General features: G+C 43.8%; 15 protein-coding genes. 11 read left to right on the plus strand and 4 right to left on the minus strand.

Features of this window, described 5'->3' with window-relative positions:
• Positions 1-52 precede the first annotated feature (52 nt).
• From R7044_RS10590 to R7044_RS10625, 8 genes are all read left to right on the plus strand, one after another.
• Complete coding sequence (locus R7044_RS10590) at positions 53-1,312, plus strand: dicarboxylate/amino acid:cation symporter (RefSeq protein WP_005376774.1); 1,260 nt, start codon at positions 53-55, stop codon at positions 1,310-1,312.
• Between the two features lie 156 nt (positions 1,313-1,468).
• Positions 1,469-2,653 carry an acyl-homoserine-lactone synthase gene (locus R7044_RS10595; RefSeq protein ID WP_225455561.1) on the plus strand — a complete coding sequence of 395 codons (1,185 nt, stop codon included), beginning with the start codon at positions 1,469-1,471 and terminating at the stop codon, positions 2,651-2,653.
• Complete coding sequence (locus R7044_RS10600; RefSeq protein ID WP_054577047.1) at positions 2,646-5,186, plus strand: hybrid sensor histidine kinase/response regulator; 2,541 nt, start codon at positions 2,646-2,648, stop codon at positions 5,184-5,186. The genes R7044_RS10595 and R7044_RS10600 overlap by 8 nt, the downstream gene beginning before the upstream one ends.
• 111 nt (positions 5,187-5,297) lie before the next feature.
• The gene (locus R7044_RS10605; RefSeq protein ID WP_017634694.1) at positions 5,298-5,540 is read left to right on the plus strand and encodes a hypothetical protein; all 243 of its coding nucleotides are present in this window, start codon (positions 5,298-5,300) and stop codon (positions 5,538-5,540) included.
• Positions 5,541-5,738: 198 nt separating this feature from the next.
• Entirely contained in the window at positions 5,739-6,302 is a 564-nt protein-coding gene (locus R7044_RS10610; protein WP_205390935.1) for a septation protein A, read from the plus strand.
• A 225-nt stretch (positions 6,303-6,527) separates the two neighbouring features.
• Complete coding sequence (yciA, locus tag R7044_RS10615) at positions 6,528-6,923, plus strand: acyl-CoA thioester hydrolase YciA (protein WP_005376768.1); 396 nt, start codon at positions 6,528-6,530, stop codon at positions 6,921-6,923.
• 115 nt (positions 6,924-7,038) lie between these two features.
• Positions 7,039-7,335 (plus strand): YciI family protein, encoded by a 297-nt coding sequence (locus R7044_RS10620; protein WP_005386727.1) that lies wholly within the window; start codon positions 7,039-7,041, stop codon positions 7,333-7,335.
• 3 nt (positions 7,336-7,338) lie between these two features.
• Positions 7,339-7,731, plus strand: coding sequence for a GspS/AspS pilotin family protein (locus R7044_RS10625; RefSeq protein ID WP_005386726.1), 393 nt, complete (start codon positions 7,339-7,341; stop codon positions 7,729-7,731).
• A gap of 133 nt (positions 7,732-7,864) precedes the next feature.
• Here the strand turns inward: R7044_RS10625 and metE are convergent, their stop codons facing one another.
• On the minus strand, positions 7,865-10,147 hold the full coding sequence (metE, locus tag R7044_RS10630; protein ID WP_085569780.1) for a 5-methyltetrahydropteroyltriglutamate--homocysteine S-methyltransferase: 2,283 nt from the start codon (positions 10,145-10,147) through the stop codon (positions 7,865-7,867).
• A gap of 278 nt (positions 10,148-10,425) precedes the next feature.
• Between metE and metR the strand changes: the two genes are divergently transcribed.
• Positions 10,426-11,337, plus strand: a complete 912-nt coding sequence (metR, locus tag R7044_RS10635; protein ID WP_005386724.1) for an HTH-type transcriptional regulator MetR — start codon at positions 10,426-10,428, stop codon at positions 11,335-11,337.
• Between the two features lie 21 nt (positions 11,338-11,358).
• On the opposite strand, the gene R7044_RS10640 is transcribed toward metR, so the two are convergent.
• The 3 genes from R7044_RS10640 to R7044_RS10650 form a co-directional block, all read right to left on the minus strand.
• Positions 11,359-11,559 (minus strand): DUF4250 domain-containing protein, encoded by a 201-nt coding sequence (locus R7044_RS10640; RefSeq protein WP_005376762.1) that lies wholly within the window; start codon positions 11,557-11,559, stop codon positions 11,359-11,361.
• A 152-nt stretch (positions 11,560-11,711) separates the two neighbouring features.
• Positions 11,712-12,422, minus strand: coding sequence for a hypothetical protein (locus R7044_RS10645; protein WP_064376491.1), 711 nt, complete (start codon positions 12,420-12,422; stop codon positions 11,712-11,714).
• Between the two features lie 86 nt (positions 12,423-12,508).
• A complete protein-coding gene (locus tag R7044_RS10650; protein ID WP_158159707.1) occupies positions 12,509-14,965 on the minus strand; it encodes an EAL domain-containing protein in 2,457 nt (818 codons plus the stop codon).
• A 425-nt stretch (positions 14,966-15,390) separates the two neighbouring features.
• Here R7044_RS10650 and R7044_RS10655 point away from each other — a divergent pair, with 425 nt between their 5' ends.
• Both R7044_RS10655 and R7044_RS10660 read left to right on the plus strand, forming a co-directional pair.
• Positions 15,391-17,724 carry a YgiQ family radical SAM protein gene (locus tag R7044_RS10655; protein ID WP_025767256.1) on the plus strand — a complete coding sequence of 778 codons (2,334 nt, stop codon included), beginning with the start codon at positions 15,391-15,393 and terminating at the stop codon, positions 17,722-17,724.
• Between the two features lie 262 nt (positions 17,725-17,986).
• Complete coding sequence (locus R7044_RS10660; protein ID WP_225455562.1) at positions 17,987-21,496, plus strand: T6SS effector BTH_I2691 family protein; 3,510 nt, start codon at positions 17,987-17,989, stop codon at positions 21,494-21,496.
• Positions 21,497-21,499: the final 3 nt, after the last annotated feature.

The following is a 21,499-nucleotide window of genomic DNA, read 5'->3' on the forward strand; positions in this document are numbered from 1 at the left end:
TTTATGGTTAGTGGGTAATTTTAGGATTTTACATTTTATTAGCACAGAGGTTATGGAAGTGTTAAAAGAAAAGAGTTTGCTAAACAACATTGGCGTACAAGTCGTAATCGCCATGATCGTGGGCACAGCCGTTGGTGCCATGATGGGTCATGATGCGACAGTGTTCGCTCCTTTAGGTGCTATCTTTATCAACTTAATCAAAATGTTGGTTATTCCTTTGGTCGCTGTAGCCTTGATTTCTGGCGCCGCTGGTCTTGGGAACAGCCAGTCAGCAGGTAAAGTTGGTATCGTCACTCTAGGTTATTTTGGTTTAACATCCGCCCTAGCCGTTGCGCTTGCACTATTTATGGGTGAAGTATTCCAACCAGGCATGGGTATCGACGTCTCTGGCGTTGAAGGCATGTTCTCAGCAGAATACGCTTCAAAAGGTGAACTACCTACTTTCTGGGCAACCATCACTGGTATGATCCCAACCAACGTTTTCCAATCACTAAATGAAGCAAACATCCTACAGATCCTCGTTTTCTGTATGTTCTTTGGTATTGCGATTTCTAAGCAAGCAAAAGAACGTCGTGAACCAATCATCAATGGTGTTAACTGCATCGTTGACGCAATGGTTTGGATGATCAACAAAGTAATGATCATTGCACCTATCGGTGTATTTGGTCTGATGGCAGAAGCCGTCGGTACGTTCGGTTTTGGTGCGCTAATGGTGGTGTTTAAACTGTTCGTTGTTTACGTTGCCGCCATCCTAATCTTCGGTTTCGTTGTTTACCCAGCAATGGTGCATGTTTTCACGAAGACATCTGCGAAGAAATTCCTGTCTTCAATGAAGAAACCGCAAGCAGTTGCGCTTTCAACAGCGTCTTCTATGGCAACACTGCCTGTCACAATGGACACCTGTGAAAAAGAGCTGGGCGTAAAAAATTCAACTGCATCATTTGTTCTGCCTCTAGGCGCAACGATCAACATGTCAGGTAATGCGATTTACTATGGCTTGGTTGCTATCTTCTTTGCTCAACTGTTCAATATCGATCTAGGCATGGGCGCTTACATTGCAATTATCGTAACGTCTACATTGGGTGCGGTTGGTCAAGCGGGTGTTCCTGGCCCTTCTTTCCTAGTGGTTGCCGTGCTTCTTGCCGCTGGCATTCCAATTGAAGGTCTACCGCTGCTATTCGCTCTTGACCGTATTTTCGATATGATTCGTACAGCACTGAACATCACAGGTGATGCTGCATGTGCAGTTATCGTTGATGCGCTAATTGAAGAAGAAACGGCAGAAGCTGAGCTAAAAAAGCAAGAAGCCTAACCCTTTCTTGAATAGACCAAAAACCGCTCATAATGAGCGGTTTTTTTGTCTTTTCTTGCATTACGTAACTATACAAATAGAAACCGATGGCATAAATTTTTCAAAATGATATAAACCATTACAAAATATAAAAAAACGTTAGAACTAGGTTATATCATGAGTCTTGAGCAATCTTTGGAATATCTCACCAAAACAAATTTGCCGATCGAATCAAAGCAGCAGGCACTGGTTGACTCAGTTATTCTTACCCTAACGAAACAAAAACGAGATGCTCTTTTTCAACAGGTTGCTCTGTATCGAATAAAACTGCTTAAATCTCTCTTTCCTAAACACGCATCAAAAAGTCTTTCTGCACTATTTGAGTTAATGGATTATCGAGATTTAGTGCAACAGTATCCGACAGGTTTCTCCAAAGAGATTCATTTACTTGAACAACTTGCCGCAGATTGTTACCCGCATTGGATGGTTTTCTGGTGTCAATGCGAGATCGAAGCAATCAAGCAAAAATATCCTTCAAACGAAGCTGCGATTCCTACTCCGCTTCCGTTTGACGACCACAGCTATACTAGCGTGTTAATTGAAGATATCGCAGATTGCGATCTTGAGGTAATGCTGCCAAATCATGCAGCGTTAATGCCGATTTCCAAAGCGATCACACTGAGTAATCTTGAGCTTTTCGTCCAAACTGAACAATGGTTTGAAATCTTGCCTCTTTTATCACTCTCGCAAAAAGGGCAGCACTTTGCGCTCTTGCTCAAATCGTCATCTTCACCAATCATGGTCTCCTCCACTTTAGTGCAAGGCTGGCATCAGCGAAATAACTGGCTCAGTTACTCACCACAGTTTAGTAACGAACAATGGCAGTTTTGCTTTCCTAATCATGGGTACAGTGTTCTCAATCAACTGGGTATTTTGGAGTGTCGTGCTCTAACTCATGAGCACACTCTTATTGGGTTTGATGCTCAGTTTCAATCTCATGTAAAGAACACTGAAGCGGTTTGCGAAGTGCTGCGCCTTATGGTGGGAGGCAACATCCAACAAAAGCTGTATTTTTTGTATCTGGCGCAAAAAACTATGATGAGCGAGCTCTATAAAGCAGGCTATAAGCTCGGCTTTACCATTATTGAGCAAGTATTTATGTTAAATTTCTATCAATCTATTGATTTAAGTGCCTACTTTCACTCAGGATACCGCGACATTAACGGTGACGGTACCAAGACATACCGCGGTTTCTGGAATTTAGGTATGATGGTTGAAGCATTTCAAGACATACAATTTCGCGACTACAAACATTGCGTACGAACAAAAAGAATGGATAAAAAGGTGAATGAGCATGCTTGATGTTCATTTGCACGGTCTCTTTTACCCAAAAGCAATGGCATTGTACGCGACTGTACTAATAGTATTCGCTTGGCTACTGTATTACTGCTATCGCCTAAAACAGAAGAGTGAATCAATCTTAGGCTCGCATCACGCGCCTTACATCGCTTATTCCAGCTGTATCATTGTTTGGATAAGCAGTAACGCCTATTTCCATACCGATTTATTGCCAGAATTAGGCTCTGTTGGTGGCATTTTTATGGCTAAGTTAGCGAACTTAGCGTCTTTTTTCGCCTTTGCGTTTGCATTCTATTTTTCTTGCCAGTTAACCGCAGATGTTAAAAAAACAGCGGTCAAAGTCTGGCAAAAAGTCGTCTTTGTCGCACTAGCAACGTATTCACTGTACATCAACTTAGTGCCGAATCTTACTGTCGAAAATGTCACCATTAGTGGTCCAAGCCAGTTCGTCATTGAATTTGGCCCACATACCTCATATTTTTTCATTAGTTTGCTAGCTTTCGTGGTACTAACGCTGCTTAACTTGATTGCCATGCGCGCTAACAGCAGCAAGCTCACGCTAGCAAAAAGCAACTATATGATCGCTGGCATTTTGGTATTCATGTTATCTACGGCAGTGATACACCTTGGAATGACGTATTTCCTTGGCGACTTCTCCCTAACTTGGTTACCACCAGCACTTTCAATCAGCGAAATGTTGTTTGTGGGCTATGCCCTACTTACCTCTCGCTTCTACAGCGCTAAATATCTCACGTACTTAACGGTAAGCGCGCTCTTAGTCTGCGCCATTTTTGTTCTGCCGCTAGGGGCGATATTTATTCCTATCTCTGAAGATAACCAATGGCTTGTTGCGGTACCTTTATGTGCGCTTATCGGTATCACTTGGCACTTGCTTTTTAAGCGAGTCAGTCGTTTCGCTTCGTATTTTATTTATGGGAAACGACACACTCCCGTTCAGCAAATCCTTGGGTTAGAGGAAGAGTTTAAACGCTCAATAGATGATGCTATGCGTCAGTTGGCATCGTTACTTAACATACCAAACAACAAGCTACAGCTAGTCACTAGCAATTACACAGAAACGTTTTACGAAGAGTACCTGCCGTCAAGCAAGTCAGTTCTCGTGCTAGATGAGTTGTCTGAAGAAATTGATTATGCCTCCTCTTCTAAAGGGTCGATGAGAAAGCTCTACGAGCGCATGCGCTCAAGCAATACTGCGCTCGTTATGCCTCTCTTCGGTCGTGGAAAGTCTGTTACTCACTTACTAATTTCTTCACATAAAATAGATAATAAGCTGTTTTCTAATGAAGAAATCTCAGCTCTGCAAACGTTATTAGTTCGCATCCAGAGCACCATTGAAGCCGATAGAAAGGTACGCCAAAGCCGTGCGCTGGCTAACTCCATTGCACATGAAATGCGTAACCCTCTCGCTCAAGTACAATTACAATTTGAAGCTTTAAAACAGCATATAGAGTCAAACGCCTCACTGGATACGCTAAAAAGAGAAATTGATAAAGGTGAAGCCGCTATACAACGCGGTAGACAACTTATCGATATTATTTTACGAGAAGTTAGCGACAGTTCACCAGAGCATGAGCCTTTAGCTCTCACTTCCATACATAAAGCCATCGACCAAGCAGTAAGCCGTTATGGTTTTGAAAACGATCAAATAATAGAGAGAATTAACCTGCCACAGGCACACGATTTTGTCGCGAAGTTAAATGAGACCCTGTTTAACTTTGTCATTTTCAATTTGATTCGTAACGCTATCTACTATTTTGATTCTTATCCCGACAGTCAAATTGAGATTCGTACCCAGACGGGGGCTTACGAAAACATTCTGATCTTCCGAGATAGTGGGCCAGGTATAGATAGCAGTATCTTACACAAGATATTTGATGACTTTTTCTCGTATCAAAAAAGCGGAGGCAGTGGCTTAGGTTTGGGCTATTGCCAACGTGTTATGCGCTCCTTCGGAGGACGAATAGAGTGCCAGTCTGAATTGAACGAGTTCACAGAATTCTACTTGTATTTCCCAGTCGTACCAAACGCACCAAAACCAGAGACATTAAGAGCACCGGACTTTGATAGCTGGAAAGCAACTGCATCACATTCTGAAAATCATTCAGCTCAACACGTACAAGTATGTAAAGATGCACCAACAGTGCTCATTGTAGATGACAAAGAGGTGCAACGCACCTTGGTACAGATGTATTTAAAAAGATTGGGAGTCAACAGCTTACAAGCAAATAATGGAGCCTCTGCGGTAGAACTATTCCACTCTCACAAGATTGATCTCGTTCTTATGGATGTCCAAATGCCGGTAATGAATGGATTTGACGCCAGCCAGCGGATTAAGCAAATCACATCCTCCGTTCCAATCATTGCCTTATCTGGTGAGTCTGGAGCTAGAGAGTTGGAGCTAATTTCGACACTCATGGATGACAGGCTCGAAAAGCCCACCACGTTAAATGCACTTCAAGTCGTCATCCAAAGATGGTTACAGAACGAGAATTTTGCACCTTCCAGCACTTTTTAATTTGCAAATATAGAATTGGCACTAGATGTGCATTATTGGAGTAAATCGAATTATCCAGAAGGTCAAGCAGGCTGCAAATGAGTAGCGTATGAGCTTGATAAGGAGATCGCCATGTTACTTCATCGACATACATACTACGGCTTGATTCATCATGGAATCAAAACACTGTTACTTGATCGCTTAGGCCACTATACAGAAGAAGAGTATCATCAATATCTGACCCTGATGACTGGTAAATCCACTTGCTTCACGATGTCCCTCGAAGAGCTAGAAGCAACGGTCGATAACTTACTGCGGGAAGGCTATTTAGAAGATGTAAAAACGCTTATTTCCCAATATCAACGTGTGGCTTAAGGTTTAAAACTCTCAACTCTATTGCCGCTTCACGCGGCAATTTTTATTCCTTCCATTTGCTGTTTCGACGTGGAAGAAGCTTGCGGGCTGTACGATATACTAAGTGTTACTATTCTTACCTTAACTTCCTCAGTATTCACATCTTGTCAGATTCCGTTAGACTGTCTTCAATTCAATAATTAGGTAGATTTTGCCATCATGAAGCAGATCCTAGACTTTATACCACTCATCGTTTTCTTCGCTTTATACAAGCTGTACGACATCTACGTGGCGACAGGTGCACTGATCGTAGCAACAGCCATTCAACTTGTCGTCACCTATGCGCTGTATAAGAAAGTCGAAAAGATACAGCTAATAACATTTGTTATCGTCACTATCTTCGGCGGCATGACCCTTTTCTTCCACGACGACAATTTTATAAAGTGGAAAGTCACCATCATTTACGCGATTCTGGCGATTGGCTTAGCAGTGAGCCACGCATTGGGAAAATCAGCCATCAAAGGTATGCTAGGCAAGGAAATTACGTTACCTGACGCTGTTTGGGCAAAGATTAACTGGGCTTGGGTTGGCTTCTTCTCATTCTTCGCTGGCCTAAATATTTATATTGCTTACGAATTGCCATTGGATGTTTGGGTTAACTTCAAAGTATTTGGAATGTTGATCGCGACATTTGCCTACATGATTGTGACTGGCTTTTACATTTATAAACACATGCCAAAAGAACAAAAAAATAACTCATCCGATGTGTCCACTGATGATTAAAAACTCAGTTTTGCTATAATCCGCGACTTCACAGCGACCTTAGGGTCGCTGTTTTGCTCCATGTATCAGTAAACCGCTCAAACAACGTACCGTTTTCAGACCATTCTTGCTGCTGTAAACCAACTTTCTCTGGTCCGGTATCTGCGGTTTTTTAAGGACCTTTGGTTCTAGGTATTTACTATGTTGGCGCTTAGTTTGAGCGCCTTTAAGATTTAGGATGTCACAATGAGTCAAGAAATTAGCTCTCCGAAAGGTCAAATGCTGCTTCGTACCCTTGCAATGCCTGCAGATACAAACGCCAATGGCGATATTTTTGGCGGTTGGATAATGTCACAGCTCGACTTAGCAGGCGCGATTCTGGCAAAAGAGATCTCTTGTGGTCGCGTTGTCACCGTTTCGGTATCAAGCATTACGTTCAAAAAACCTGTTGGTGTGGGCGATGTCGTATGCTGCTACGGCGAATGCACTAAGATCGGCCGCACATCCATGAGTGTCGATTTGGAAGTATGGGTCAAACCCGTCAAAGCTCACGGTGTTGGCGAACGCTTCATGGTTTGTGATGCGACCTTCAACTACGTAGCCATTGACAGTGAAGGTAAACCGCGTCCGGTTCAGAATTAGTCAACCTACAACGCTAACAGTTAGAAAGGATCTCACATTTTCTGTTGTTCACTTGTGAGAGACACAAAAAAGGCGTTAAATTAACACTTTACCCTACCAATTAAGGAACTATGCTATGTGGTATGTCATCTTTTCACAGGACGTTGAGAACTCGTTGGAAAAACGCATGAGCGTTCGCCCACAACACTTGGATCGCTTACAAAAGCTACAAGACGAAGGCCGCCTTCTTACAGCTGGTCCGATGCCTGCGATAGATTCTGACAATCCTGGTGAAGCTGGATTTACGGGCTCAACTGTCATCGCTGAATTCGCTTCTCTAGAGGATGCTAAAGCGTGGGCAGAAGCCGATCCTTATGTAGCGGCTGGTGTTTACGATCATGTAATCGTGAAACCGTTCAAAAAAGTGTTTTAATTTATGAAAAAATTACTGTGTCTTTTCTTGGTATTTGGTGCTCTGGCTGGCTGTTCATCAACCGATGATAATCAGCGCCAACTTGAGCTTATGGCATCAAACCGAGCAGGAGTCTTGTCTGCGGGCCTCCCTTTAGAGTACGGTCCACTGCAAATAATGCGTGTCTCATCCAACAAAAATGTTGTAGAGATGATGATGATTTATAACGATGGCGCACTCGGTGCAAAGCCGTTAAATCAAGTACTGAATACCAGTATCTATACCTACTGCAGCAACCCAGAAGTTCGCAAGCAAATTGATATGGGCTTGATGTATCGTATTAAGGTACGTAATTCTCGCGGTCAGTTGATGGCAGATGAGTTGGTTTCCGCACAGACTTGTACTCAGGTGAAGTAGCTACAGTAATTTTTGTTGCTTTCGGCATGAGACGATGATTCGCTATTATTGGATAATCTGAAAACGAAAGTTAACAATTAAGAATAGAAAAACGGAGACCACAGTCTCCGTTTTTATTTGCTGCAACGATGTGTTACGCCAGCTCAGCACGGAGCTTCTTCGCCGCTGAAACCAGATTTGCCAATGCGGCTTCTGTCTCCTTCCAGTTTCGTGTTTTCAGACCACAATCTGGGTTTACCCACAAACGTTGAGCCGGAATTTTTTCTGCCGCTTTCTTGATTAAACCTTCAATCCATTCTTCCGTAGGAATGTTTGGTGAGTGAATGTCATAAACACCAGGGCCAATTTCGTTCGGGTAATTGAACTCTTCAAATGCTTTCAGCAGCTCCATATTTGAGCGAGATGTTTCAATGGTAATGACGTCCGCATCGAGTGCCGCAACCGAATCAATGATTTCATTGAACTCGCTGTAACACATATGAGTGTGAATCTGAGTTTCTGGTTTTGCACTTGCCGCAGAGACCTTAAACGCATTTACGGCCCATTCTAAGTACGCTTTGTGATCGCGTTTTTTGAGTGGTAAACCTTCTCGAATGGCTGGCTCGTCAATTTGAATGATATTGATGCCTGCATCTTGCAGGTCAGACACCTCATCACGTAGTGCCAAAGCAAGTTGCTGCGCAATTTCTTGACGTGTGATGTCTTCACGTGGGAACGTCCAACATAAAATCGTTACTGGTCCAGTCAACATGCCTTTCATCTGTTTGCTGGTTAGCGATTGTGCGTACGTCGACCATTCAACTGTGATCGGTTTTTCACGTTCAATGTCAGCAACTACAATGGCAGGTTTCACACAGCGAGAACCATAACTCTGTACCCAACCAAATTTGGTCGTTTGAAAACCCGCCAAGTTCTCAGCGAAGTATTCCACCATGTCGTTACGCTCTGCTTCACCATGAACTAGCACATCTAGGTCGAGCGCCTCTTGACGTTTTACTGCGTCAGCAATATGTCCTTTAAGTGCTTGGATATATTCAGACTCAGATAATTGACCTGTACGATAAGCGCTGCGCTGCACCCGGATTTCATCCGTTTGAGGAAAAGAGCCGATTGTCGTTGTTGGCAACAAAGGCAAGCCCAATACTTCAGCTTGATGCGCAGCACGCTCCGCGTAAGGTGCGCTGCGCTCGGCAAGTGACGCAGTAATACTGTTTAAACGTGCTTGAACTTGTGGCTTATTCACATGCGTTGCCGTTTTACGTGCTTTGATTGGCTGGCTGTAGGTATCACAAGCGAGAATCGCATCTTGATCACCATCGAGTGCGCGGCCAAGCAAGGCGACTTCTGTTACTTTTTGTTTTGCGAACGCAAACCAGCTTTTCACTTCCTCACTGAGTTCTGTTTCCTGTTCCAGATCAACCGGGCTATGTAGCAAAGAGCATGAGCTCGCAACCCAAAGGTTGTCGCCCAGTTTTTCTTTTACTGGCTGTAGACGTTCAAGTTGCGCACTCAAATCCGAGCGCCACACGTTACGACCGTTGACCACGCCAGCAGACAGCACCCACCCCTCCGGTAGTTTGGCAACCACGTCGTCAAGCTGCTGAGGCGCGGCAGATAAATCGATATGTAAACCATCCACTGGTAGCTTTACAATTTTGTCTAGCGTATCGCTTATAGAGTCAAAGTACGTCGTTAGCAGCACTTTTACATCGCTTCGAATCACTTGGTACGCTAGCTTGAACGCATCAGCCCATTTGCTTTCTAGCTCCAGTGACAAAATTGGCTCATCAATCTGAACCCACTCAACACCTTGACTTGCGAGCTTTGCCAAAATAGCTTGGTAAGCCGTAAGCAATCGTGGCAGTAGCGTCAGGCGATCGAACCCTTCTTCTACCTCTTTACCTAAGTAAAGATAACTGACTGGACCAAGCAAAACTGGCTTCACTTTATGCCCAGCTTGGGTTGCTTCGTTGACTTCTTCAAACAGTTGAGGCCAACTCACTTCAAATGTATCGTCCTTGCTAAATTCAGGTACGATGTAGTGGTAGTTTGTGTTGAACCATTTAGTCATATCCGATGCTGCAGCGCCCGCACAGCCGCAACCCGCTTGAGATTGACCGCGACCCACTTTGAATAGCGTATCCAAATCAGGGAAACCGTCTGCGTGACGTTTTGGCACGTGACCCAGTAACAACGTGGTCGTCAGTACATGATCGTACCAAGCAAAATCGCCAGCGGTGGTAAAACTCAAGCCAGCATCTGTTTGCGTTTGCCAGTTTTTAGCGCGCAGATCTGCTCCAACCTTTTTAAGCTCTGCTTGATCAATTTCTCCGCGCCAGTATTTTTCCTGAACGAATTTTAATTCTCGTTTTTCACCGATGCGTGGATAACCTAGTACGTGCGTTGTTGTAGCCATGTCCCTATTCCTTTTTCAATCTTGTTTAATTTGTTTGGGTCAGAGTATCTTTCGTCATGAAAGATGTCTGGATGGCTAAACTATCGCTCTCATCTGCGGTTTGAACAACGTCCATTTATTCAACTTGTTTATTAAAAAAATTCATCATGAGGCGACATGATTCGCAAATAAACACAACAAATAGACGTCTAGACGTTTACATATCCATTTTTTGTCGTTAAGTTATTTACACGATTGCTATTCTGTTCATAGCGAGCAACAAAGGATGAAAGGAATTCATGATAGAGCTAAAACATTTGCGGACACTCACTTCGCTTCGAGACACTGGCTCTCTAACGGCAACAGCGACCGCTTTACATCTCACTCAGTCGGCACTGTCTCATCAGATCAAAGATTTGGAGGCGCGAATTGGAGGGCAACTGTTCCTGAGAAAGACTCGTCCGGTGAAGTTCACTTCAGAGGGAGAAATCCTATTGCGTCTTGCAGAAGATATCCTTCCGAAACTCGCAAGAGCAGAAAATGATTTAGCGAGCTTGAAAGAAGACGTCAATGGCCGATTACATATGGCCATTGAATGTCACTCTTGCTTCCAATGGCTAATGCCTGCACTTAGGGAGTACCAACTTGCTTGGCCTAGCGTAACATTGGACTTTTCCTCTGGTTTTGGCTTTGAACCACTCCCAGCTCTATTGGCAGGCGAACTCGATCTCGTTATTACTTCCGATATCCAACCTCGATCCGAAGTCCACTACGAGCCTCTATTCGACTTTGAAATGCGTTTAATTACCGCAACCAACCACCCATTGGCGGAAAAAGAAATTATTGAGCCGCAAGATCTCGCAGATCAAACCATGCTCTCTTATCCGGTTCAAAAACAAAGGCTAGACGTCGTAAAACACTTTCTTCAGCCAGCAGGAATAGAACCTGCGAAATGGAAGCAAGCCGACAACACTCTCATGTTAGTTCAGATGGTCTCTGCTGGATTAGGGGTGGCGGCACTACCCAATTGGGCGATTTCTGAATTTTCTCGCCAAGGTCTTATTACCAGTAAACCTTTCGGCCAAGGCTTATGGCGTCGCTTGTTTGCTGCAACGCGTCACTCAGAGAAAGAAAAGCGTTACTTACAAGCTTTTTTCGCAACCGCGAGGCTACAATGTAAAAGCCACCTTGACGGAATCAAGGTGGCTTAAAAGATTTGGATTATGAAAGGCTTAGCGTTGATATGCTTTAAATTGGTTAGTCAATGGATCGTACTGATAACCGAGCATATCAAGCTTGCCGACTACAGACTCTACATCCATCTCATACACTGATACTAACTCGTCAAAACTGTCGCACTCTAAACGTAGCTTTTCGTTGACGATACCTAGCAAAATAGTGCTGTCCAGATTACCTACATTGCTTAAATCCATCGCGACTCTCCTCTTGGACAAGGTATATAAATAAGCGTAGTAGTAATCACGCGAATTTAAAGTGAGTGCGATCTAAAACGTGATCACCTTATACCCAAGCACCAAGAAAGCACTTGGATATAAGCCGTCTAGCTTTGTCTTTAGAATAGAGGTTAAGCCGCGAGAGAGAATAAACCTTGCAGGCTCGTCATCGACGCGAGTGCTAGCAACAAGGCAACGCTCAGTTGCACCTTTTCTGGTTTCTTATGCGTAAAAATATGCCAACACCACACAATAATTGAAGAAATTAACATAGCTAAAGACAGCAAGATTGGCTGTGTTGCAGCGTTCAGTGCAGCTTCATTTAACTGGTAAGAAGCAAACAACGTTGCGATGACTAATAGCATTCCAGACACAATGCCCGTAACTGGTAAAATACGGTGAAATGCCTGTAATCTGCTGCGAGCTATCGTAAGCAGCAATTGAGAAAATGACGCCCCAAGGAAAAATATCATTAGCGCTATCGCTATCGATGCTGGCCAGCTTGATTGCTCAAATACTTGAATACTCACATACGCAAAGGCCAAACCATTCGCTAAATACATCGCCCATAGTGGCCCTTTTTCACGCGTTTTCTTGGTTTGAACCTGAGAATAGAAGTAGAAAATAGCAAACACGATCATAAATGCTTCAATGCGAAGTGACGCAACAGCGAGCCACAATACAGCTACTGCAGGCAACATTTTATGAAGACGTCCTCGCTGACCAGGACAAATATCGCCCTTGATTAGAAGCAAAGTCAGTAGCGCTTGTGCGCCAAATAGCATCGGAGGGAAAGTAACCAGCAATTGTTGAATCATGTTGAATGCACGCTCAAAAGTCATTTTGGGGGGCGATAATATCAAATCAACTATCGCCAAACCACCGAAAGTCGGCCCCCAAATGAGCTAAAACGGTAAGACAATTTTATTCACAGAGAAGCAAGATACTTCAACGCGTCTTCCTGCGTTAAAACTCCACGGTACTCTTCTTTGGTATTACACAGTACCCAAGGGAAACGAATCCCGGTTTTAACCAACTCTCGAATAACAGAGACAGGTAAATCCTCATCAACCAACACAAATTCGGTGCTCATTATCTGATTAACAGGACGTTTCCAAATTCGGCTTTCTCGTTCAGTTTCTCGCTCTGTTCCCATCGAAGGCGTTAGGTGTAAATTCACCGTCTCTTTCGTAATTAACCCAACACAACGATTTTCATTGAGAACAACTAAAGGCGAGCTTGGATTCAAATTCATGTACTCCACTGCCAAGGAGAGCGGTTCTCCAGGGTCCATAGACCTGACTTGTTCATGGCTCAAAGATTGCAACACATCACTTTGCTTAGACTCAATCGCGATGTCAGAGAACAGATGCTCATAACTGTCCGCTTTATCCATCAAATCGACAGGCACGGCAGCAGAAAATAGAAAGCCCTGCATGTAATCGACACCGATTTCTGCCAATACTTGAAGTTCTTGCTTAGATTCCACGCCTTCAGCAACCACTTTTACATTCATTTGCTGTGCAAGCTCGGTGACCATTTTCACAATGTTATAGCTAGTGCTCCCTTTATGAATGTTCTTGACGAATTTTCGGTCTATTTTCAGTAAATCAAACTGCCCTTTTTCTAGATAAGAAAAAGAAGAATACCCAGTACCGAAGTCATCAATCGCGATCTCAATGCCCTCTTTCCGCACTTCCTCTAGAGCTCGAGTATGCTCCTCATCTTGTTCAAAATACGCGGTTTCTGTTAGCTCGATAGTTACTCGCTTAGGGTCTACACCACTGGCTTTAATCAAATCATGCGACCGCTGAAGGATCTGAAGAGAATCCAATTTCGTATTGAGGGAGCGATTGATGGTCACGCCCACTTCCTCGCCATAAATTTCTTGTAAGCGCGGAAAGTGCTTCAACGCAGCTTGGCAGACCACATCATCAAGTGCCGCTATGAGTTCTAGATCTTCAATAATAGCGATCATCTTTTGCGTACAATACGCATCATTTTCATCATAGAAGCGTGCGAGAGCCTCGAACTTAACCACTCTTCCGGTTTGAACGTCGATAATCGGTTGAAAGTAAACGTCCACTAGCCCACTCTCTATTTGCGCCTCCAAAAACGCCTCGAGATGTTGGCGCTTCACTAATTCAGAGTGAAGTTCACTGTCGTAAAAGTTGAAATAGCTGCCTTCACCGGAAATAGAGGACAACATCGCTTGCGCTGCATGTGCTAGCGCTTGTCTTGGTCGGTTCGTATCATAGCCAAGGATTGACACACCAGTTTGGCCTTTAACGATAGTGGCATGCATTTTTGTGCCCATTTCATTTCTAAGCTCATTAAAGAACCCTTTCATGGCAATTTGGATCAAACGAACCGGGCTCAACCATTGACAATGAGGGGTCTGCAAGCATACGACAAACACATCCCGAGATAACTGCCCCGCAATACTGGTGTAGCGACTTCGCATAATAAAATCTGCAAAACCTAATTGCTGTTCAAGCAAGTATCTCTCCGAAAACTTGGGTCTGAGTGTCATAACAATGTTGAGTTCTTTATTTCTGCTTTCATTCGCTAAGGTTGCTAATTGGAGTTCAAATTCTTTCCTCGTCGGTAAAAAGGCAGCCCAATCATGCTGTTGTTCACAACGATTTTTCATCCACAACAACGAAGCAGAAATATCCGTAGAAAATCCGAGATAAAGAATTCGTCCAGAATGAAACGTAAGTCGGTAAATACAAAGATGATGAGCTTGGTTGCTACCGTTTGCTGTTTTGCTCAGCAAGTTACCACACCAACATCCTTCATCATTAATTTGCTGCCACAGCTGATCATAAAACGCTTGGCTATGGTGAGAGGTACTGAATATATGAGTTTTAAGCCCAACCAGATCTCGGTTTTGATAGCCCATTTGCAACTCAAAGGCACGGTTACAACCTAAGATGCGCGTATCTTCATCGGCAACTAAAACGCCTACATTTGGCAAATCAAAAATCGTTTCGAGAATTTTCGCTAACTCCTCGCAACCAGTGATTGTTAATTGTGGAATGATAGTGCCTTGGATAATGCGCTTATTGAGCCTTTCAAAACTAATAGTAACGTGCACTAAGTTAACGTTTTTTAGCATCATGCAACAAGAAAACCGCCCCCGTCCGCCAAAGAGTTCCACTTCTAGAATTCGTTGTTTTAGCGTTTCTTGTTGCCCCATCAGCATATGATCAAACAAGTTATTTAGGCTGGTTACTGGCGTACTTATCCCAAATGCCTTTGCCATTCCTTGCTGATCACATTCGAACTCGCGAGTATCAATATCGTAAGACCACTCTATAACAGGAGTTAGACTGGAAGTCGTTTGCATTTTTGGATGCACTGTTGTCGTAGATTCACTCATACCCTAGCCCCTTTTTTTGTAATTAGCCCAAGGCTCAAAATTCACAGTCAATTCGCGACATTCCAGTTGGGACCTGCCGATCCTCTTTATAGATGGATTGTGTCAACGATAAGCCTATCGACTTAGAACTATTTCCAGAGCAGCTCAGCCTTTTGCATTTAATATGCACTAATTTGATTATAGGCTTTACCCCATATAAGCACACCATTGCTTATGCTTTGTATTAAGATTGCGACATTTTTCATGAACCGATCTATAACCATGAGGCTTTCAAGGTGAAATTAGACAGAAAATCGCCGATAGAGCATTGATATTTTTACAAACCAAATAAAACTCGATGAACTAAGCTTGAATAGATGAGTTTGTTATAGATACCTGATAATCAAATCGCTATAATTCGCGCTCCCTGGAACAGAGAGCAAAATATGACCAATAACATCACTCCTATTCATGAGTACAAAAAATACTGGGCAGAGTGTTTTGGTACGGCACCTTTCTTGCCGACCAGTCGCAAAGAAATGGATGCCCTAGGATGGGATAGCTGTGACATTATCATTGTAACCGGTGACGCTTATGTGGATCACCCGAGCTTTGGTATGGCTATCATTGGCCGCCTGCTAGAAGCACAAGGTTTCCGTGTCGGTATCATTGCTCAACCAGAATGGCAAAATAAAGATGCGTTCATGCAACTTGGTAAGCCAAATCTGTTCTTCGGGATCACTGCGGGTAACATGGACTCCATGATCAACCGTTACACTGCGGATAAAAAGCTTCGTCACGATGACGCGTACACACCGAATAACGAAGGTGGTAAACGCCCAGACCGCGCGACTTTGGTTTACTCTCAGCGTTGTCGTGAGGCATACAAAGAAGTACCTATTGTTTTAGGTGGTATCGAAGCTAGCCTACGCCGTGTGGCGCACTACGATTACTGGTCAGATAAAGTTCGCCGTTCTGTACTGTTTGATGCAAAAGCAGACATCCTACTTTTTGGTAACGCAGAGCGCGCACTTGTCGAAGTAGCACATCGCATCGCAAACGGCGAAGACATCAGCACCATGACCAATATTCGTGGTACTGCCGTGAACTTGCCAGCGGCGCCAGAAGGCTACACGGTTATTGATTCTTCTCGCATTGAAAAACCTCGTAAAGAAGCGTTCGTACCAAAGAACCCATACGAAGTAGAAACTCAGTGTGAAACTAAAAAAGACGAGCCAGTTGCACAACCAATCACGATTCGCCCATCACGCCACGATGCTGCGACGACTGCGGTCCGTTTACCTTCGTTTGAAAAGCTAAGAAACGATCGCATTCTTTATGCGCATGCAAGCCGTGTATTGCATCTAGAAACGAACCCGTACTCTGGTCGAGCGTTACTTCAAAGCCATGGTGATCGTGAACTTTGGGTAAACCAAGCTCCAATTCCATTGACGACCGAAGAGATGGACTTTGTGTTTGGCCTGCCTTACGCGCGTGTCCCTCACCCTATGTACGGGAAAGCAAAAATTCCTGCGTACGACATGATCAAGACGTCTGTGAACATCATGCGTGGTTGCTTTGGTGGCTGTTCTTTCTGTTCGATTACCGAGCATGAAGGTCGAATCATTCAAAACCGTTCGAAAGAGTCTATCATCAACGAGATTGAAGAAATTCGCGACAAAGTTCCGGGCTTTACCGGCACAATTTCCGATCTTGGTGGCCCGACTGCAAACATGTACCGCCTGGGCTGTAAAGATCCAAAAGCGGAAGCGAACTGTCGTCGTCCTTCTTGTGTATTCCCGGGCATCTGTAACAAGCTAAACACAGACCACAAACACACGATCGATTTATACCGCGAAGCGCGTAAAGTTGAAGGCGTGAAGAAAGTGATGGTTGCATCTGGCGTACGTTACGACCTTGCGATTGAATCACCAGAATACGTGAAAGAGCTCGTGACTCACCACGTAGGCGGTTACTTGAAGATTGCACCGGAACATACAGAGAAAGGTCCTCTTGATCTAATGATGAAGCCAGGCATGGGTACGTACGATCGCTTTAAAGAGATGTTCGAGAAATACAGTGCAGAAGCAGGCAAGAAGCAGTACTTAATCCCTTATTTTATCTCTGCGCACCCAGGCACAGAAGACGAAGACATGCTGAACCTTGCTCTGTGGCTGAAAAAGAACAACTTCGAATGTGACCAAGTACAAAACTTCTACCCTTCGCCAATGTGTAACGCAACGTCGATGTACTACTCAGAGACAAACCCTCTGAAACGCGTGAAGTACAAAAAACGTGAAGATGTACCTGTAGCAAAAGGTGAACGTCAACGTCGCCTACATAAAGCGCTGTTGCGTTACCACGATCCAGCAAACTGGCCAATGATCCGTGAAGCCCTAGTCAGTATGGGTAAAAAACATTTGATTGGTGACAAACAAGGCTGTCTCGTTCCTGCAGAAGACATTGAAGCACAAACACCTGCGCAACGTCGTAAATCTGGTCGTCACGGGGCAAACCGCTTTGCAACCAAACATACCAAAAATCAACCAGGCTTCGGTGGTCATTTGAACAAACGCTCTGAAAGCGGTTCAAAAGATGGTAAGCCATCTGGTAACCGTAACGGTTCTGGCAAAGCTACAGGTGGTCAACGCCCTGCAAGCAACGGCCAACGTCCTAGCGGCAACGGTGCAAACCGCCCGGCAGGTAGCAAGCCGCAAGGCCAAGGTCGCCCGCAAGGACAAGGCAAACCAGCTGGTCAACGTAAACCAAAGCGTCGCTAATTATTTAGAGCTTAAATACTAGAAAGGGCTCCAGAGTTAACTCTGGAGCCCTTTTGTTTTGTCGGCTCATTGAGGCATCACTCACAACTCAAACTTTGATTCAATCAATACAAAAAATGGTAAACACCAACCAACTTATTGGAAAAACAAACAATTATTTGATTGAAGCAAAACCATAAAAATCTAACTCATTGATTTTTAATTGCTTTATTTTGGTGCGATATTTGCGTAATAGAATAAAACTCTTAAACATGGGCTAACGATGAATAATCCACTTCCCCCAAAAACTTCTATGTTCTGGTATGACAACAGCTATACCTATGAGGAGGCCGTTCAGGCATTTGAAAGCGATGGTACACTGAAATCGCTGAATATCGTTCCAACCACGGAATCCGATGATCTTGCTGGCTCACCCCCAGAGCGCAGTATGTTTTGGGAGGGAGAAACAAAAAAAATCGATCCGCCACCGCCGTCTGAACCAGAGCCTCTCAATTTAAAAACTGAGAAGGAAGCAACGGAAGCATCACCTGCGCACTTTATCCCAGTCCGCTATGCCATCGATCAGCTAGAAACAGAAGAGACACAACCTTTTGGTTTGCCTGAAGAATGGAAAGGCCAAGGCCCAGCCAAACTCAATACCGTTGGTTACACCCTGCGTCAACTGCGCGACGGTTGGCTGTATGTGTATGATGCAATCAACAAAAGCTTAGACGAATACGAAATCAAAGGAACGCAATTCACGCTCTATAAGTTGGGAGAATCAGAAAGCCCAAAATCAGAGCAGCGTGGGACACCACAAGATGCAAAGCCCTTCCTTACTTACGTCAACGGAAGCGTACTATCAATTTGCTTCTCTGAGCACCGGTGGACATGGCACACGTTCATGCGCGTACTTAACAATCCGAGTAATCATATCGATCGCATGCAAACCATTGTTCTGTCCTCAAACGAGAATCAGCACAACATTGCACCAATAGATAAGTTAACCCAAGTCGCTGATATTGAATCTTCTGCCGTCGATGATGGTCGCTTTGCGGATTCTGGCATCGCCACCAAAGCAGATGAAGATGGTTCTGTCTTTAAACCTGTCGCAGTCGAAAGCGATTTAACCTCTGCGATTCCAGAAGAAGAATCAGGCTACTTCGTCGCGATAAAAGATTACGCCGCAGACATTCAAGATATGTCACTGCATTTTGTTGGTGCCGCAAGCCCTTACCGCCTTTTCACTGACCAGTTTTCAAACCAGTGGAACTTGATGCAGACTGCCATGCAACTGTGTATGTTTGGATCAAGTGACGAGATAGACATGCCAGCTAGCGTTAAGCGTAACGGCGAAGAGCTGTCGTTTTATACCGACATGGCTGACTATTATGACTCCTCTCACCAACTTAATTTGGCAGAGCAGAACAAAAGCTCAGTTCAGTCCGGCTATCCTGCTAAATTTTCCGCTGGAGCGATTGAATCACACCAACATACCCAAAGTGACATTGCTAAAGCGATACAGGACAAATATCGAATTTCTGCGAGCCGTTTTGGTAAATACGAACAATGGATAGCGACTGAACGCTGGCGTCAGCAGCTCAACTGGAAGCAAATGCTGAGCGAGATGCAAGAGCTGTCAGAACAAAAAGAAACCATGCTAGCCCAAGTGGTTTCGGTCAAACGCGACTTTATTGCTGTAATGGAATCTTTGACACCTCATCATCTTGAGAGAACCTTCGACCTATACAGCGAAGACACGCAGTACAGCTTGTATCAACTGCACAAGCAAGCCGTTGAGTCATTTACTCTGGTGATGCAAGAAGAAGACCGACAGTGGGCTGAAAGCCAATGGGAAAAACCAACCAGTTTACTTGCTCTCTATGCCTCAGGGTTTAGTCGTAGTTTATTTAAAGTGATGGAGAAGAATATTACAGAGGCGCTTGATGAACAGTCGATCGTCTCAGACAATCCTGAACCTGATAATCAGTTGATGGACCAGATATCTGATACAAGCAACCGCGTGAATATGTACTCTAAGATCATGGACTTTGTTTCCAACCCAAACACTGCGGAAACGGACTTTCTCAAGGATATCGCCAAAGGTTTCCAAGAGCTGGACATTATCTTTAAATCTGCAATAGGTGCACTTGCAAAAGGAGTTTTAGAGTTTGGCGTTAGCATGACTTCACAAGCATCGATTTTACTGATGCCTGTTTTCGCTAAACCTCTGAACCGTCAGAGCTATTATTTGTTAGCCGTTATTGCAGAGCATATGGCACACAATATGCCGGTGACTGTAAATGAAAGCTACGCTCGCGATTTTAAAAAATGGAAAACACGCGTAAATGATTACCTAAGTGAGCTCAAGAAAAACGATGCGGTCATTGCTGACTTCCAGAAAAACAACCGCAAAGCCGACTCTAAATACACAACAGCTTTAAAAAATAAAAAGAGAATTAAGAAGGCACTCGCTGTAACTACATTGGAGTACCCACAATATATTGAATTACCCGATGATCTACCGCAAAGAACCGTCGAGCTTAGAACTCGGATCGCTATGAATAAGCTCGATGATTTGAATAAACTGTTCGAGAATGCAGGTGGCCTAGGCTTTTTAGCACTAATATTCAACTGCATCGCGCTTGGTGATGCCATGAGTAGTATCCAAGACACGGGGTTAATGTCCTCAGATGAATTTTTGGATATTCAGCAAAAGCTTTTTTATACAGTAAACGCTTGGACGGGAATTCGCACCGGTAAGCTATGGGATAGCGTGAAAGGTGAAGCCCAACTCAGAGCACACTCACGGATAAGGCTTAAAAAGCTAATTGCAGATCAAGCCGATGGTTTCGAGCACCTAATAATAGACGACATAAAAACCTTCAATAAATGGCTTGCAGTTACTGGGATCATAGGTGCACTAGCGTCAGGAATAGAGGCTTATCGTGTTTTAAATAGCATCGATGACCTAGAAAGAGATGCAAGAATCGCTGGGTATTTTAACTTTTCTTCGTTGGCCGGATTAACGGTCGTTGGTGCCTTTCAGGCCATTGGTGGAATAACAGGTATATGGTCGGCAAACGTTCTCTTTGGAGGACCAGTAATGTTTGTCATTATGGGACTCACTGCGGTTTACCTTCTTAGTAATCATATCATGAGTAAACTTAAACAAGACGATTATCAAAAATGGTTAGATAAACTTCCTTGGGGCTATCACCCAGATAAAGCACGTTGGAGTCAATCCTCAAGCTTGGTAAAGAGAGAAAAGCATAATTCTTCTTTAGTACAAGAGGCCCTTTTTGAGTTAAAAACCATAATGGATAAACCTTTAATCTGCCAAACACCAATGATGCGTACCGTTCCGAATTCATCAACACAGTACCCAGCAGCAAAACAAGAATTGTTTGGTATTGAGCTACATATCCAAGTTCCCACCAATAATGCAAGAGATGGCATAAAACTTCGGACAAATACTTCTGTAACAGAGGAGGGACTGATGTCGGGAGCTTGGTACACTGGAGTAAATCTAGAAACGTTGAATAGTTCAACGGATTCCTCAGATTCTCAAAGCGTCTATAAATTAACTTTACCAATGAAAGACTCAGCTAACTATCTAGCATTTGAGATTGAATACATCCTTGATGATAAAAACGAATTAAGCCGTAAGTACTGGTTCCAAAATAATGCAAAACAGCGTGCAACTTATACGGCGATTTCAGACAATACTAAACAAGCAACGATCAGAAGTTCATTAACTTCTGATGCTAGTGAACTTAGCTTACAGGAGTAACCC

Source organism: Vibrio sp. 1402, from assembly GCF_033340275.1.

What these genes read in the sequence shown, in the direction of transcription:
- R7044_RS10590 (WP_005376774.1), top strand. Translation starts at nt 53, where the DNA reads ATGGAAGTGTTAAAAGAAAAGAGTTTGCTAAACAACATTGGCGTACAA.
- R7044_RS10595 (WP_225455561.1), top strand. Translation starts at nt 1,469, where the DNA reads ATGAGTCTTGAGCAATCTTTGGAATATCTCACCAAAACAAATTTGCCG.
- R7044_RS10600 (WP_054577047.1), top strand. Translation starts at nt 2,646, where the DNA reads ATGCTTGATGTTCATTTGCACGGTCTCTTTTACCCAAAAGCAATGGCA.
- R7044_RS10605 (WP_017634694.1), top strand. Translation starts at nt 5,298, where the DNA reads ATGTTACTTCATCGACATACATACTACGGCTTGATTCATCATGGAATC.
- R7044_RS10610 (WP_205390935.1), top strand. Translation starts at nt 5,739, where the DNA reads ATGAAGCAGATCCTAGACTTTATACCACTCATCGTTTTCTTCGCTTTA.
- yciA (WP_005376768.1), top strand. Translation starts at nt 6,528, where the DNA reads ATGAGTCAAGAAATTAGCTCTCCGAAAGGTCAAATGCTGCTTCGTACC.
- R7044_RS10620 (WP_005386727.1), top strand. Translation starts at nt 7,039, where the DNA reads ATGTGGTATGTCATCTTTTCACAGGACGTTGAGAACTCGTTGGAAAAA.
- R7044_RS10625 (WP_005386726.1), top strand. Translation starts at nt 7,339, where the DNA reads ATGAAAAAATTACTGTGTCTTTTCTTGGTATTTGGTGCTCTGGCTGGC.
- metE (WP_085569780.1), bottom strand. Translation starts at nt 10,147, where the DNA reads ATGGCTACAACAACGCACGTACTAGGTTATCCACGCATCGGTGAAAAA.
- metR (WP_005386724.1), top strand. Translation starts at nt 10,426, where the DNA reads ATGATAGAGCTAAAACATTTGCGGACACTCACTTCGCTTCGAGACACT.
- R7044_RS10640 (WP_005376762.1), bottom strand. Translation starts at nt 11,559, where the DNA reads ATGGATTTAAGCAATGTAGGTAATCTGGACAGCACTATTTTGCTAGGT.
- R7044_RS10645 (WP_064376491.1), bottom strand. Translation starts at nt 12,422, where the DNA reads ATGACTTTTGAGCGTGCATTCAACATGATTCAACAATTGCTGGTTACT.
- R7044_RS10650 (WP_158159707.1), bottom strand. Translation starts at nt 14,965, where the DNA reads ATGAGTGAATCTACGACAACAGTGCATCCAAAAATGCAAACGACTTCC.
- R7044_RS10655 (WP_025767256.1), top strand. Translation starts at nt 15,391, where the DNA reads ATGACCAATAACATCACTCCTATTCATGAGTACAAAAAATACTGGGCA.
- R7044_RS10660 (WP_225455562.1), top strand. Translation starts at nt 17,987, where the DNA reads ATGAATAATCCACTTCCCCCAAAAACTTCTATGTTCTGGTATGACAAC.